Below are 14,035 nucleotides of genomic sequence, written 5' to 3' on the forward strand. Positions count from 1 at the left end.
GTGCCTAGTCCCGCGGGACGCGGACCACGCCCTCCTGGATCACCGTGATCGCCAGGCGCCCGTCCCGCGTGTAGATACGGGCCTGCCCAAGGCCCCGCCCCCCGGACGCGGACGGCGACTCCTGGTCGTACAGGAGCCATTCGTCGGCGCGGAACGGCCGGTGGAACCACATCGCGTGGTCCAGGGAGGCCCCGACGACGTCCCCGGTGACCCAGCCGCCCCGCCCGTGGGCGAGCAGCACGGAGTCCAGGAGCGTCATGTCGGAGACGTACGTGGCGAGGCAGACATGCAGCAGCGGCTCGTCGATCACGCCGTCGAGTTTGCCGTTGGTGCGGAACCAGACCTGCGAGCGCGGCTCGCGCGGCTCGCCGACGCTCGCGAACGGCGGCGCGTCCACGTAGCGGAGGTCGACAGCCGCCCTGGCCTCCAGCATCCGCTGGGCCACGCCCTGGTCCCCGTACGCCTCCAGGTACCGCGGCAGCATCTCCGCCGTGGTCTCCAGCGTCTCCGGGTCGGGCGCGGGCGGCATGGCCGCCTGGTGGTCCATGCCCTCCTCGTACGTCTGGAACGACGCGGAGAGATGGAAGATCGGCTGCCCGTGCTGGACGGCGACCACCCGGCGGGTCGTGAAGGACCGGCCGTCGCGGATGCGGTCGACGGTGTAGACGATGGGCGCGCCCGCGTCCCCGGCCCGCAGGAAGTAGGCGTGCAGGGAGTGGGCGAGCCGGTCCGCGGGGACCGTACGCCCCGCGGCGACCAGTGCCTGCGCCGCGACCTGCCCGCCGAAGACGCGCGGGACGACGGCGAAGCGCGACTGGCCGCGGAAGATGTCCTGCTCGATCCGCTCCAGGTCGAGCAGATCGAGCAGTCCCTCAAGTGCCTGACTCATGCGTCAGTTGTACCGTGCAGTCGTTTCCCGGATGTTGTCGCGCGCCCTACAGGCCCATGTTCTTGGCGATGATCGACTTCATGATCTCGCTGGTGCCGCCGTAGATACGGTTGACGCGGTTGTCCGCGTACAGGCGGGCGATCGGGTACTCGTTCATGAAGCCGTAGCCGCCGTGCAGCTGGAGGCAGCGGTCGATGACGCGGTGCGCGACCTCGGTGCAGAACAGCTTCGCGGACGCGGCCTCGGCGGCCGACAGCTCGCCCTGGTCGAGGGCTTCCAGTGCGCGGTCGGCGACGGCCTGCGCGGCGTCCACCTCGGCCTGGCAGGCGGCCAGCTCGAACTTGGTGTTCTGGAAGTGCGAGACCGGCTTGCCGAAGACCGTGCGCTCCTGCACGTACTCCTTGGCGAAGCGGACGGCCGCCGCGGCCTGGGCGTACGCGCCGAACGCGATGCCCCAGCGCTCGGAGGGCAGGTTGCCGCCGAGGTAGTAGAAGCCCTTGTTCTCCTCGCCGAGGAGGTCCTCGACCGGGACCTTCACGTCGACGAACGCCAGCTCGGCGGTGTCGGAGGTCTTCAGGCCGAGCTTGTCGAGCTTGCGGCCGACCGAGTAACCCTCGGCCTTGGTGTCGACGGCGAAGAGCGAGATGCCGAAGCGGCGGTCCTCGGCCGTGGGCGCGGAGGTGCGGGCGCAGACGATCACGCGGTCGGCGTGCACGCCACCGGTGATGAAGGTCTTGGCGCCGTTGAGGACGTAGTGGGTGCCGTCCTCGGAGAGCTTCGCGGTGGTCTTCATGCCCGCGAGGTCGGAGCCGGTGCCCGGCTCGGTCATCGCGAGGGCCCACATCTCCTCACCGGAGACGAACTTCGGCAGGAAGCGCTTCTTCTGCTCGTCGGTGGCGAGCGCCTTGATGTAGGGCAGGCCGAGCAGCACGTGCACACCGGAGCCGCCGAAGGAGACACCCGCGCGGGCCGTCTCCTCGTACATCACGGCCTCGAACTTGTACGAGTCGATGCCGGCGCCGCCGAACTCCTCGTCCACGCGGATGCCGAAGACGCCCAGCTCGGCGAGCTTGTAGTAGAAGTCGCGGGGCGCCTGGCCCGCCGCGAACCACTCGTCGTAGACCGGTACGACCTCGGCCTCGATGAAGGCGCGCAGGGTCTCCCGGAACGCCTCGTGATCCTCACTGAACACCGTACGGCGCACCGCCGCCACCTCCGCCTGGCTCAAGTTTCCATGTCCGAGCGCATACCTAAGCGCTTGCTCAGGCCTACGTTACCGGCCGGTCACGACCATCGTCCAGACCAGGACCCGCAGGCTCCCCGAGACGCTCGTCACGCCCGGACCGGCCCGGCGGCACCGTCCGTAGCAGCCGCACCGGCCGCAACGGCCGCATCACTCGTACCAGCCGCACCGCCCACACCGTCCGCACCGGCCGCCGCGAAGGCGCCCCTCGCCATACGGTGCAACAGTTCCGCCGTGCCCGCCCGTCCGGGGAGCGCGCCGGGCCGCCCCAGATGCGGTGTGGAGTTCAGCAGGCCGAAGACCGAGTGCACGGCCGAACGGGCGCTCGGCTCGGCCAGCGCGGGGTGGATCTCGCGCACGACCGCCACCCACAGCTCGACGTACTGGCGCTGCAGCTGCCGTACGAGCTTGCGGTCGCTGTCCCGCAGGCGGTCCAGCTCGCGGTCGTGCAGGGTGATCAGCGGGCGGTCGTCCAGCGCGAAGTCGATGTGGCCCTCGATGAGCGAGTCGAGGAGCGCCCCCGGATCGCCGCCGGACTCCGCCACCCGCCGTTTGCCCCCGGTCAGCAACTGCTCACTGATCCCCACCAGCAGCTCGGCGAGCATCGCGTCCTTGCCCGCGAAATGGCGGTACAGGCCGGGCCCGCTGATGCCCACCGCCGCGCCTATCTCGTCGACACCGACCCCGTGGAAGCCGCGTTCGGCGAAGAGCCGGGCCGCTTCCCTGAGGATCTGCTCGCGGCGGGTGGGGGCGTCGGTTCTGGTGGCCATGGAGGCAATTCTAGACAGGAGGGTTAGCGCTCGTTAACCTGAACGAAACGCGTTAACGCTCATTAACTTTTCTGGCGACTTGGTTCAGTGACCGGTGACCACCGGGTGAGGGGACCGCAGGATGCACGAGGCACCGGAACTGCGCAGCGCGGCCGATCCCGCGTCGGAGGCCTGGCGGAACAACGAGGCGGCACACCACGCACTCGTCGACGAGCTGCGGAACAAGCTCGCCGCGGCGCGCCTCGGCGGCGGTGAGCGGGCCCGCGCCCGGCACACCGCCCGCGGCAAGCTGCTGCCGCGCGAGCGCGTGGACACGCTGCTCGACCCCGGTTCACCGTTCCTGGAGCTGGCCCCGCTGGCGGCCGACGGACTGTACGAGGGACAGGCGCCCGCGGCCGGCGTCATCGCCGGCATCGGCCGGGTCGCGGGCCGCGAGTGCGTGGTGGTCGCCAACGACGCCACGGTCAAGGGCGGCACGTACTACCCGATGACGGTGAAGAAGCACCTGCGCGCCCAGGAGGTGGCGCTGGAGAACCGCCTCCCCTGCGTCTACCTCGTGGACTCGGGCGGCGCCTTCCTCCCCATGCAGGACGAGGTCTTCCCCGACCGCGACCACTTCGGCCGGATCTTCTACAACCAGGCCCGGATGTCGGGCGCGGGGATCCCCCAGATCGCGGCCGTCCTCGGCTCGTGCACGGCCGGCGGGGCGTACGTACCGGCGATGAGCGACGAGGCCGTCATCGTGCGCGGCCAGGGCACGATCTTCCTGGGCGGCCCGCCCCTGGTGAAGGCCGCGACCGGTGAGGTCGTCACGGCGGAGGAGCTGGGCGGCGGCGAGGTCCACTCCCGGATCTCCGGCGTCACGGACCACCTGGCGGAGGACGACGCGCACGCTCTTCGCATCGTCCGCACGATCGTCTCCACGCTCCCGGACCGGGGCCCCCTGCCCTGGTCGGTCAGGCAGGGCATCGAACCGAAGGTGGACCCGGCCGGTCTGTACGGCGCGGTACCGGTCGACTCGCGCACCCCCTACGACGTACGCGAGGTCATCGCGCGCGTGGTCGACGGTTCACGCTTCGCGGAGTTCAAGTCGGAGTTCGGCCAGACGCTCGTCACCGGCTTCGCCCATATCCACGGCCACCCGGTCGGGATCGTCGCCAACAACGGCATCCTGTTCTCCGAGTCCGCCCAGAAGGGCGCCCACTTCATCGAACTGTGCGACCAGCGCGGCATCCCTCTCGTCTTCCTCCAGAACATCTCGGGCTTCATGGTGGGCCGCCAGTACGAGGCGGGGGGCATCGCCAAGCACGGCGCGAAGATGGTCACCGCGGTGGCCTGCACGCGCGTACCGAAGCTGACGGTCGTGGTCGGCGGGTCGTACGGCGCGGGCAACTACTCGATGTGCGGCCGGGCGTACTCGCCCCGCTTCCTGTGGATGTGGCCGAACGCCAAGATCTCCGTGATGGGCGGCGAACAGGCCGCGTCGGTCCTGGCGACGGTCAAGCGCGACCAGCTGGAGGGCAGGGGCGAGTCCTGGCCGCCGGAGGCGGAGGAGTCCTTCAAGGCTCCGATCCGCACCCAGTACGAGACCCAGGGCAACGCCTACTACGCGACGGCCCGGCTCTGGGACGACGGCGTGATCGACCCGCTGGAGACCCGGCAGGTACTGGGACTCGCTCTGACGGCCTGCGCGAACGCCCCACTGGGTGACCCCCAGTTCGGCGTCTTCCGGATGTGAGGGACCGGATGCGAGGAAACGGATGGGCACGGATGTGAGGGGACGGACGACGATGTTCGACACGGTACTGGTGGCCAATCGGGGCGAGATCGCCGTCCGGGTCATCCGGACGCTGCGGTCGCTGGGCGTGCGCTCGGTGGCCGTGTACTCCGACGCGGACGCCGACGCCCGGCACGTACGCGAGGCGGACACGGCGGTACGGATCGGCCCGGCGCCGGCCGCCGAGAGCTACCTGTCGGCGCAGCGCCTGCTGGAGGCGGCGGCCCGGACGGGCGCGCAGGCGGTCCACCCGGGCTACGGCTTCCTGGCCGAGAACGCGGACTTCGCACGGGCGTGCACGGAAGCGGGCCTGGTCTTCATCGGCCCGCCGGCCGAAGCCATCTCCCTGATGGGCGACAAGATCCGCGCCAAGGAGACGGTGCAGGCGGCGGGGGTCCCGGTCGTGCCCGGCTCGTCGGGCAGCGGCCTGACGGACGCCGAACTGGCCTCCGCCGCGCGGGAGATCGGCATGCCGGTACTCCTGAAGCCGTCGGCGGGCGGTGGCGGCAAGGGCATGCGCCTGGTGCGGGACGCGGCGCTCCTCGCGGACGAGATCGCCGCCGCGCGCAGGGAGGCCCGCTCCTCGTTCGGCGACGACACGCTCCTCGTCGAACGGTGGGTCGACCGCCCCCGGCACATCGAGATCCAGGTCCTGGCGGACGGCCACGGGAACGTGGTGCACCTCGGCGAGCGCGAGTGCTCCCTCCAGCGCCGGCACCAGAAGATCATCGAGGAGGCGCCGAGCGTGTTCCTCGACGAGAAGACGCGGGCCGCGATGGGTGAGGCGGCGGTCCAGGCGGCCCGCTCCTGCGGCTACTCGGGCGCGGGCACGGTGGAGTTCATCGTCCCGGGCGACGACCCGGCCTCGTACTACTTCATGGAGATGAACACCCGTCTCCAGGTCGAACACCCGGTGACCGAACTGATCACGGGCCTGGACCTGGTGGAGTGGCAGCTGCGGGTGGCGGCGGGCGAACGGCTGGGCTTCGCCCAGTCCGACATCACGCTCACCGGTCACGCGGTGGAGGCCCGCATCTGCGCGGAGGACCCCGCGCGGGGCTTCCTGCCGTCCGGCGGCACGGTCCTGAGCCTGTACGAGCCCCAGGGCGACGGCGTCCGCACGGACTCGGGCCTCACGGAGGGCACGGAGGTCGGCTCGCTGTACGACCCGATGCTGTCGAAGGTGATCGCGTACGGCCCGGACCGCGCGACGGCCCTGCGCCGCCTCCGCGCGGCCCTGGCGCGGACGGTGACGCTGGGCGTACAGACGAACGCGGGCTTCCTCCGGAACCTGCTGGCACATCCGGCGGTGGTCGCGGGCGACCTGGACACCGGGTTGGTGGAACGGGAGGTGGAGGGGCTGGTGTCGGGGGAGGTCCCGGCGGAGGTGTACGTGGCGGCCGGCGTCCTACGCCAGACGGCCCTGACCCCCGATCGGCCTGAACGGCCTCGTCCTCAAACGCCGGACGGGCCGGGTGGCTGGACCGACCCCTTCTCGATCCCGAGCGGCTGGCGCCTGGGCGGCGAGCATGCGTGGACGGCGCACCATGTGCGGGTGCCGGGCCACGATCCGGTGACCGTCCGCGTGCGGGGCGATGAGGTCAGGCTGGACGACGCGGCCATCAGTCTGTGGGGGGCCGGGGGCCTGCCCCTCCACGCGGCGCAGCCGCACATGTCACAGCCGGGAAGGGGCGGGGCTGGGGAAAAAGAATCGCTTTCCACCCTCACCCTCCACCTGGACGGCCAGTCCCACACCTTCCACCACTCCGGCACCTGGCTCGGCCGCGAGGGCGACGCCTGGAACGTGCAGGACCACGACCCCGTCGCCGCGTCCCTCACCGGCGCCGCGCACGCCGGCGCGGACTCCCTCACCGCCCCCATGCCCGGCACGGTGACCGTCGTGAAGGTCGCCCTCGGGGACGAGGTGAGCGCCGGGCAGAGTCTGCTGGTCGTGGAGGCGATGAAGATGGAGCACGTCATCTCCGCCCCGCACGCCGGCACCGTCACCGAACTGGACGTCACCCCCGGCACGACGGTCGCCATGGACCAGATCCTGGCCGTGATCGCACCGCAGGAACCGACGACAGCGCACGAACCGGCAGCGCAGGAGGAGCCGGCATGACCACGACCCCCGAACTCGGCCTCCCCATGCCCGTACCGGCCGCCGAAGGCCTCCCCACCCGGGTCCGTATCCACGAGGTCGGCGCCCGGGACGGCCTGCAGAACGAGAAGGCCACCGTCCCGACGGAGACGAAGGCGGAGTTCATCCACCGCCTCGCCGCCGCGGGCCTCACCACCATCGAGGTGACGAGCTTCGTCCACCCCAAGTGGGTCCCTCAACTGGCGGACGCGGAGAACCTGTTCCCGCTCGTGAGGGACGCGGCCCCGCACCTCCCCGTCCTCGTCCCGAACGAACGCGGCCTGGACCGCGCCCTGTCCCTCGGCGCGACCCGTATCGCGGTGTTCGCCAGCGCCACGGAGTCCTTCGCGAAGGCCAACCTCAACCGGACCGTGGACGAGGCCCTGGCGATGTTCGAACCGGTGGTGACCCGGGCGAAGGCGCAGGACGCCCACGTACGCGGCTACCTCTCCATGTGCTTCGGCGACCCGTGGGAGGGCCCGGTGCCACTCCCCCAGGTCGTACGCGTCTGCCGGGCCCTGCTCGACATGGGCTGCGACGAACTGAGCCTCGGCGACACGATCGGCGTGGCGACTCCGGGCCACGTACAGGCGCTCCTCACCGCACTCAACGACGAGGGAGTCCCCACCCCCTCCCTCGGCGTGCACTTCCACGACACGTACGGCCAGGCCCTCTCCAACACCCTGGCCGCGCTCCAGCACGGCGTGACGACCGTGGACGCCTCCGCGGGCGGCCTCGGCGGCTGCCCGTACGCGAAGAGCGCCACCGGAAACCTCGCCACCGAAGACCTCGTGTGGATGCTGACGGGCCTCGGCATCGACACCGGGGTCGACCTCGGCCTCCTCACCGCCACAAGCGTGTGGATGGCCGGACAACTGGGCCGACCCAGCCCGTCCCGCACCGTCCGAGCCCTCTCCCACAAGGAGTGACCCTCATGTCCCTGGACCACCGCCTCTCCCCCGAACTCGACGAACTGCGCCGCACGGTCGCCGAGTTCGCCCGCGATGTCGTGGCGCCGAAGATCGGCGACTTCTACGAGCGGCACGAGTTCCCGTACGAGATCGTCCGCGAGATGGGCCGGATGGGCCTGTTCGGGCTGCCGTTCCCGGAGGAGTACGGCGGCATGGGCGGCGACTACCTGGCTCTGGGCATCGTCCTCGAAGAACTGGCCCGTGTGGACTCGTCGGTGGCGATCACCCTGGAGGCGGGCGTCTCACTCGGCGCGATGCCGATCCACCTCTTCGGCACCCCGGAGCAGAAGGCGGAGTGGCTGCCCCGCCTCTGCTCGGGTGAGCTGCTGGGCGCGTTCGGCCTGACCGAGCCGGACGGCGGCTCGGACGCGGGCGCGACGCGTACGACGGCCCGCCTGGACGAGGCGACGAACGAATGGGTGATCAACGGCAGCAAGTGCTTCATCACCAACTCGGGCACGGACATCACGGGCCTGGTGACGGTCACGGCGGTCACGGGCCGCAAGCCGGACGGAGGGCCCCTGATCTCCTCGATCATCGTCCCGTCCGGCACACCCGGCTTCACGGTCGCCGCCCCCTACTCCAAGGTCGGCTGGAACGCCTCGGACACCCGCGAACTGTCCTTCGCGGACGTCCGCGTCCCCGCCGCGAACCTGCTCGGCTCCGAGGGCCGCGGGTACGCGCAGTTCCTCCGCATCCTGGACGAGGGCCGCATCGCCATCGCGGCACTCGCGACGGGCCTGGCCCAGGGCTGCGTGGACGAGTCGGTGAAATACGCAAAAGAACGCCACGCCTTCGGCCGCCCGATCGGCGCGAACCAGGCGATCCAGTTCAAGATCGCGGACATGGAGATGCGGGCCCACACGGCCCGCCTGGCCTGGCGCGACGCGGCCTCCCGCCTGGTGGCGGGCGAACCGTTCAAGAAGGAGGCGGCCCTGGCGAAACTCCACTCCTCCACGATCGCCGTCGACAACGCCCGCGACGCCACCCAGATCCACGGCGGCTACGGATTCATGAACGAGTACCCGGTGGCCCGCATGTGGCGAGACTCCAAGATCCTGGAAATCGGCGAGGGCACGAGCGAGGTCCAGCGGATGCTGATCGCCCGGGAGTTGGGCCTGACGGGCTGACAGGGTCGTCTGCCGGGCCGCCCCCTCACCTGACCGCCTCACACGGCGACTGCGGCACGCCCGGCCGCCGACTCCCCCAACTCGCACCACAGCAGCTTCCCGCGCGCCCCGAAGAGGTCGTCCCCGAGCCGGTAGCCGCCCCACGCGTCCGCGTAATGGCAGACGAGGAACAGCCCGCGCCCGCCATCGGCCTCCACCGGCGCGGGTGCGGGGCGCAGAGGTCCCGAGCGCCTGTCGAACGGGGGCGGGATGTGCGGGTCGGCGTCCCAGACCCCGACCCGCAGCCTGCCGCCCGCGAGCCCTCTCAACCGCAGTGCGGACGGGCCGACGGAATGGCGGTACGCGTTGGTGACAAGCTCGGACACCAACAGCTCGGCGGACTCGACGAGTCGCGTCAGCCCGTGTCCGGCGAGTACGGCCCGGAGGGTGACACGGGCGATGCGGGCGGCGCGGGGGTCATGCGGGAGTTGGAGGGCGTACGCCCATGTCGGCTCGGCTTCGCACTCCGGCGGGGACGACGGCGATGGGGATACGGTGACCATGAACGCCTCCTGCGGTGGGGGAACTTGGTTCGCTGCCCCGACCGGGCGGTGGCGGTGACGCGTACAGGCACGTACGCGGTGCACTTCCGGCTTACCGGCGGGGGTGGTTGAGCGGTTCGGGTCTCACCGTAGGCTGCAAAACCTGAACCTTTTGCCGACATCTGCAAAAGGTTCAGGTATTTGCCCTGTGTGGGTGACGATCACGTCAGATGTGCGAAACGGAGCGAGGCATGGCACCACGGAGCACCCCCACGGCCCGCCGCCTGCGCATCGGCACCGAGCTTCGCCGACTGCGTGAGCGGGCAGGCATGACCGCGGTGCAGGCAGCTCGCTCACTGGGGACGACTCAGGCGCAGATCAGCAATATCGAGGCCAACCGCTTCGGGGTGAGCGGGGAGCGCGTGCGCACGCTGGCCCGCATCTACGGCTGCGGGGACGAGCCGTTCGTCGACGCCCTCGCGGACATGGCGGCCAACCGCACGCGCGGCTGGTGGGAGGAGTACCGGGACGTATTGCCGTCCCCTCTCCTGGACCTGGCCGAGATGGAACACCACGCCACCGCACTACGCGTGGCCCAGGTCATCAACATCCCCGGCCTGCTGCAGACCCCCGATCACGCCCGCGCCCTGTTCCACGAAGCGGTCCCGCCCCTGCGCCCCCACGAGATCGAGCACCTCGTCTCCTACCGCCTTAAACGCCAGGCTGTCCTGTTCCGCGACAACCCGGTGCCGTACACCGCGATCATCCACGAAGCGGCCCTGCGCATGCAGTTCGGCGGCCGGGAGGTGGCCCGCACGCAACTCCGCCACCTCCTGGAGGCCGGCGAACAACCGAACATCACCCTGCGCGTCATCCCCTTCGACGGCACGTCGTTCCCGACCGCCGGCCATGGACTCGACTACGCGAGCGGGCCGGTGACCGCCCTCGACACCGCCGCGCTGGACACCAGCCACGGAAACGAACTGATCAATGCCGTCGGCAAGTTGGAGACTTATCGGCTCGTCCTGGATCGCATGGAGGGTGCGACCCTGAAGCCCGCCGCCTCCCACAAGCTCATCGCCACCATCACCAAGAACATCTGACCAGGAGCGCCATGACCAACCTCCCTTGGCAGAAGTCCACCCACAGCGAGTCGGGGTCCGCCTGCGTCTACATCGCCACCCCCGCCGCCGGAACGATCCTCCTCCGGGAGAGTGACGACCCAGAAACCATCCTCACCACCGGCCCGCGCCAGCTCGCAGCCCTGATATGCACCTTCGGCATAGGCCAGGGGAAAAGTCACTCGTACGACTGACCGCATGCCGTTCGGACGACCCCGACCAATGCGGCTCACTACGTTCCGCCGCATGGTCAGCTCACCCCATGAGGCGATGCACCAGATCTTCAGGGAGGATCCGCGGCTGTTCGCCCGGGCCCTCCCGAAGGCCGGCATCACTCTTCCCGAACCCACGGAAGTCCAGCTCCTGGACACCGATCTCACCGAGATCAGGCCCCTCGAACGCCGCGTGGACACCCTGTTACGGGTCGACACGGCGGACAACGGGAGTTACCTGCTCGCCATCGAGATGCAGGGAGACGGGACCCGGACAAGCTCAACAGCTGGACGTACTACCTGGCACACCTCTACGCCAAGTACGAGCTGCCGCCGGTCCTCCTTGTCGTCTGCCAGGACAAGTCCACCGCGTCCTGGGCGGCCGAGCCCATCCGTATCGGCCCCTCCACCCACACCAGCATCGCCGTCTTCCCCCTGGTCCTGGGGCCCGACAACCTTCCCGCGATCATCGACCCGGACGAGGCGGCGCAGGACCTCGGTCTCTCCGTCTTCTCGGCACTCACCCACGCCAAGGACCCGGCCCTGCCTGCGATACTGGACGCACTGGCGACGGCACTCGTCGACACCGGCGGCGAGATCGCGAAGGACTGGGCGGAATTCATCGAGATCGGTCTGGGTGACCCCCGGACGCGCGCACTCTGGAGGAACTTGATGGCCACGTACACCAGTCGCTTCCCCGGCAGCGGGACCATCATCGAGGAGTCCATCAACAGGGGGCTGGCTCAGAGCCGGGCCGAGGACATCGTCCGTCTCCTCACCCTCCGCGGCATCGACACCCCCGAAGCCGCCCGGGAGCGCATCACCGGCTGCGCCGATCTGGAGACCCTCGGCACCTGGTTCGACCGGGCGGTCACGGCCACCGACGTGGAAGAGCTGTTCGCGGACATGTAGCCGCCGAAGCCGGCAGGGATGGCGTATCTCCGCCATCCCTGTTCGCACAGCCCGCTCATAGGCACCCTCGCGAGCCGCCGCAGGCGTTTCTGCAGGTGGAACCCCACCTCCTGGACACCGACGAAGGTTAGGCTAACCTACCTTCGCACCTGTCCCGGTGGGTCATCCGCCCTGTTCGAAAGCAGCCACGCCATGTCCAACGCCCGTGCCACCCACCTCACCCGACGCGGCATCCTCGCCGCCGGCGGGGCCGTCGGCCTCGGTACCGTTCTGGCCGCCTGCGGTGACGACGACCCGAAAAGCGGTGGCTCGGCGGACAAGACGAAGGCCGCCGCGTCCGGCCCCTGGACGTTCAAGGACGACCGCGACGAGACCGTGAAGCTCGACAAGATCCCGGCGAACATCGTCGCGTTCACCGGTGTCGCCGCCGCCCTCTTCGACTACGGCATCGAGGTCAAGGGCGTCTTCGGCCCGACCAGGACCGAGGACGGCAAGGCCGACGTCCAGGCCGGCGACATGGACGTCAGCAAGGTGACGGTCCTCGGCAACGTGTACGGCCAGTTCGCCGTCGAGAAGTACGCGGCGCTCGCCCCTGACGTGCTGCTCACCACGATGTTCGACGACGCCGGCACCCTCTGGTACGTCCCCGCCGAGTCCAAGGACAAAATCGCCAAGCTCGCCCCGAGCGTCGGCATCTCCGTCTACGACCGCCAGTTGCCCAAGCCGCTGGAGCGCATGTACGCGCTCGCCGAGTCGCTGGGCGCCGACGTGAAGGCCGCCAAGACCGTCGAGGCGAAGAAGAACTTCGAGAAGGCCGCCGAGCGCCTGCGCGCCGCCGCCAAGGCCCGCCCCGAGATCAAGGTCCTCGCCGGTTCCGCCAGCCAGGACATCTTCTACGTGTCCGGCTCGAACCTCTCCATCGACCTGGAGTACTTCAAGGCCCTCGGCGTGAACCTCGTCGAGCCGCCCGCCAAGGTCCTCAAGGCCAGCGGCGGTTGGTTCGAGAACCTGAGCTGGGAGAACGTCGACAAGTACCCGGCCGACATCATCATCATGGACGACCGCACCGCGACCATCCAGCCCGCCGACATCACCGAGGCGACCTGGAAGAAGCTGCCCGCCGTGAAGGCCGGCCAGGTCATCGGCCGCACCCCCGAGCCGATCCTCTCCTACGACAAGTGCACCCCCATGCTCAACAACCTCGCCGAGGCCATCGAAAAGGCCAAGAAGGTCGCCTGACACCCCACAAGGGCCGCGGGGAACGGCGCAGCCTCATGCCTTTCAGCTTTCAGGGGCGCGGGGAACGGCGCAGTCTTTTCGCCTTGAGGGGCGCGGGGAACGGCGCAATCTTTTGTCTTTCGCCTTCAGGGGCGCGGGGAACGGCGCGGCCAACCCCCACCGGCCCACCGGCCCGCAGCCAACCCACCGCACCACCCCCGCCCCGCGCCCCCACACCCCCCGCGGAGCGAAGGAGTACGCATGCCCACAGCCACAGCCACCCCGTACCGCATGTTCACCCTCCAGGTGGCAAGGACGAGGCGCCTGACTCCCTCCCTCCTCCGCGTCACCTTCAGCGGCCCGGAGCTGGGCGCCTTCGCCTCCGACGGCCGCGACCAGAGCCTCACCCTCTTCCTCCCCCGCCCGGGACAGACCGAGCCCGTCATGCCTCCCGTGGAGTACGGCGACGGCTGGCGCCAGGCCTGGCTCGACACCCCCGAGGACACACGCGCGGTCATGCGCTCGTACACGCTCCGCGCCCTGCGCCGGGACGTGTACGGAGCCACCACCGAGGTCGACATCGACTTCGTCCTGCACGGGACGGAGCCCGGCGCCGCCACCCCCGCGGGCCCGGCGTCGCGCTGGGCGGCCGACGCCGCCCCCGGCGACCGCGCCGTCCTCCTCGGCCCCTCCGTCGCCGACAACGGAGCCATCCGTTTCCGGCCTCCCGCCGACGCCGACCTCGTCCTCCTCTGGGCCGACGAGACGGCCCTGCCCGCCGCGTCGGCCATCCTGGAGACCCTGCCCGCCGGGACGAGGGCCCGCGTCTGGCTGGAGGTCCCGCACGCGGGTGACCGCCACGCGCCCCCCACCGCCGCCGGGGTCGACGCCGAGATCACCTGGCTCGTACGCGACGAGGGCGCCCCCAGCGCGGTGGAGGCGATCCGCGCCGCCCGACTCCCCGCCGCGCGGGCCCCGTACGCCTGGATCGCGGGCGAGGCCGGCTGTGTGAAGGAGTTGCGGCGCCATCTCGTACGGGAGCGCGAACTCGACCGCACACGGGTCACGTTCGTCGGTTACTGGCGGCGCGGGCTGAGCGAGGAACAACTCCGCGCACAAGCCGCCGCGTAG

Annotated in this window: 13 protein-coding genes; 9 read left to right on the forward strand and 4 right to left on the reverse strand. The window is 70.4% G+C overall.

The annotated features are described in order from the left end of the window. Positions 1–4: 4 nt before the first annotated feature. From IE278_RS26490 to IE278_RS26500, 3 genes are all read right to left on the reverse strand, one after another. Complete coding sequence (locus IE278_RS26490; protein ID WP_189775780.1) at positions 5–889, reverse strand: acyl-CoA thioesterase; 885 nt, start codon at positions 887–889, stop codon at positions 5–7. Positions 890–935: 46 nt separating this feature from the next. Continuing rightward, entirely contained in the window at positions 936–2,093 is a 1,158-nt protein-coding gene (locus IE278_RS26495; RefSeq protein WP_189775835.1) for an acyl-CoA dehydrogenase family protein, read from the reverse strand. A gap of 128 nt (positions 2,094–2,221) precedes the next feature. Beyond that, positions 2,222–2,902, reverse strand: coding sequence for an SACE_7040 family transcriptional regulator (locus IE278_RS26500; RefSeq protein ID WP_189775781.1), 681 nt, complete (start codon positions 2,900–2,902; stop codon positions 2,222–2,224). Between the two features lie 121 nt (positions 2,903–3,023). Here IE278_RS26500 and IE278_RS26505 point away from each other — a divergent pair, with 121 nt between their 5' ends. Genes IE278_RS26505 through IE278_RS26520 form a run of 4 tightly spaced genes read left to right on the forward strand, consistent with a single transcriptional unit; the run spans position 3,024 to position 8,920 of the window. Further along, positions 3,024–4,640, forward strand: a complete 1,617-nt coding sequence (locus tag IE278_RS26505) for a carboxyl transferase domain-containing protein (protein WP_189775782.1) — start codon at positions 3,024–3,026, stop codon at positions 4,638–4,640. Positions 4,641–4,692: 52 nt separating this feature from the next. Then, entirely contained in the window at positions 4,693–6,801 is a 2,109-nt protein-coding gene (locus IE278_RS26510) for an acetyl/propionyl/methylcrotonyl-CoA carboxylase subunit alpha (RefSeq protein ID WP_189775783.1), read from the forward strand. Beyond that, on the forward strand, positions 6,798–7,748 hold the full coding sequence (locus IE278_RS26515) for a hydroxymethylglutaryl-CoA lyase (protein ID WP_189775784.1): 951 nt from the start codon (positions 6,798–6,800) through the stop codon (positions 7,746–7,748). The genes IE278_RS26510 and IE278_RS26515 overlap by 4 nt, the downstream gene beginning before the upstream one ends. Before the next feature lie 11 nt (positions 7,749–7,759). After that, positions 7,760–8,920, forward strand: coding sequence for an acyl-CoA dehydrogenase family protein (locus IE278_RS26520; protein ID WP_189775836.1), 1,161 nt, complete (start codon positions 7,760–7,762; stop codon positions 8,918–8,920). A gap of 38 nt (positions 8,921–8,958) precedes the next feature. Here IE278_RS26520 and IE278_RS26525 read toward each other — a convergent pair whose 3' ends face one another. Continuing rightward, on the reverse strand, positions 8,959–9,462 hold the full coding sequence (locus IE278_RS26525; RefSeq protein WP_189775785.1) for an ATP-binding protein: 504 nt from the start codon (positions 9,460–9,462) through the stop codon (positions 8,959–8,961). Positions 9,463–9,692: 230 nt separating this feature from the next. Between IE278_RS26525 and IE278_RS26530 the strand changes: the two genes are divergently transcribed. The 5 genes from IE278_RS26530 to IE278_RS26550 all read left to right on the forward strand — a co-directional run bounded on the left by IE278_RS26530 (position 9,693) and on the right by IE278_RS26550 (position 14,035). Next, positions 9,693–10,544 (forward strand): helix-turn-helix domain-containing protein, encoded by an 852-nt coding sequence (locus IE278_RS26530; RefSeq protein WP_189775786.1) that lies wholly within the window; start codon positions 9,693–9,695, stop codon positions 10,542–10,544. Positions 10,545–10,555: 11 nt separating this feature from the next. Beyond that, positions 10,556–10,756 carry a DUF397 domain-containing protein gene (locus tag IE278_RS26535; protein WP_189775787.1) on the forward strand — a complete coding sequence of 67 codons (201 nt, stop codon included), beginning with the start codon at positions 10,556–10,558 and terminating at the stop codon, positions 10,754–10,756. Between the two features lie 690 nt (positions 10,757–11,446). After that, positions 11,447–11,686 (forward strand): hypothetical protein, encoded by a 240-nt coding sequence (locus tag IE278_RS43100; RefSeq protein WP_308434943.1) that lies wholly within the window; start codon positions 11,447–11,449, stop codon positions 11,684–11,686. A 192-nt stretch (positions 11,687–11,878) separates the two neighbouring features. Continuing rightward, positions 11,879–12,925, forward strand: coding sequence for an ABC transporter substrate-binding protein (locus tag IE278_RS26545; RefSeq protein WP_189775788.1), 1,047 nt, complete (start codon positions 11,879–11,881; stop codon positions 12,923–12,925). 240 nt (positions 12,926–13,165) lie between these two features. Further along, on the forward strand, positions 13,166–14,035 hold the full coding sequence (locus IE278_RS26550) for a siderophore-interacting protein (protein WP_189775789.1): 870 nt from the start codon (positions 13,166–13,168) through the stop codon (positions 14,033–14,035).

The organism is Streptomyces tauricus (genome assembly GCF_014650955.1).
Taxonomy (GTDB): Bacteria; Actinomycetota; Actinomycetes; order Streptomycetales; family Streptomycetaceae; genus Streptomyces; species Streptomyces tauricus.

What these genes read in the sequence shown, in the direction of transcription:
- IE278_RS26545 (WP_189775788.1), top strand. Translation starts at nt 11,879, where the DNA reads ATGTCCAACGCCCGTGCCACCCACCTCACCCGACGCGGCATCCTCGCC.
- IE278_RS43100 (WP_308434943.1), top strand. Translation starts at nt 11,447, where the DNA reads ATGGCCACGTACACCAGTCGCTTCCCCGGCAGCGGGACCATCATCGAG.
- IE278_RS26500 (WP_189775781.1), bottom strand. Translation starts at nt 2,902, where the DNA reads ATGGCCACCAGAACCGACGCCCCCACCCGCCGCGAGCAGATCCTCAGG.
- IE278_RS26505 (WP_189775782.1), top strand. Translation starts at nt 3,024, where the DNA reads ATGCACGAGGCACCGGAACTGCGCAGCGCGGCCGATCCCGCGTCGGAG.
- IE278_RS26530 (WP_189775786.1), top strand. Translation starts at nt 9,693, where the DNA reads ATGGCACCACGGAGCACCCCCACGGCCCGCCGCCTGCGCATCGGCACC.
- IE278_RS26535 (WP_189775787.1), top strand. Translation starts at nt 10,556, where the DNA reads ATGACCAACCTCCCTTGGCAGAAGTCCACCCACAGCGAGTCGGGGTCC.
- IE278_RS26550 (WP_189775789.1), top strand. Translation starts at nt 13,166, where the DNA reads ATGCCCACAGCCACAGCCACCCCGTACCGCATGTTCACCCTCCAGGTG.
- IE278_RS26515 (WP_189775784.1), top strand. Translation starts at nt 6,798, where the DNA reads ATGACCACGACCCCCGAACTCGGCCTCCCCATGCCCGTACCGGCCGCC.
- IE278_RS26510 (WP_189775783.1), top strand. Translation starts at nt 4,693, where the DNA reads ATGTTCGACACGGTACTGGTGGCCAATCGGGGCGAGATCGCCGTCCGG.
- IE278_RS26525 (WP_189775785.1), bottom strand. Translation starts at nt 9,462, where the DNA reads ATGGTCACCGTATCCCCATCGCCGTCGTCCCCGCCGGAGTGCGAAGCC.
- IE278_RS26490 (WP_189775780.1), bottom strand. Translation starts at nt 889, where the DNA reads ATGAGTCAGGCACTTGAGGGACTGCTCGATCTGCTCGACCTGGAGCGG.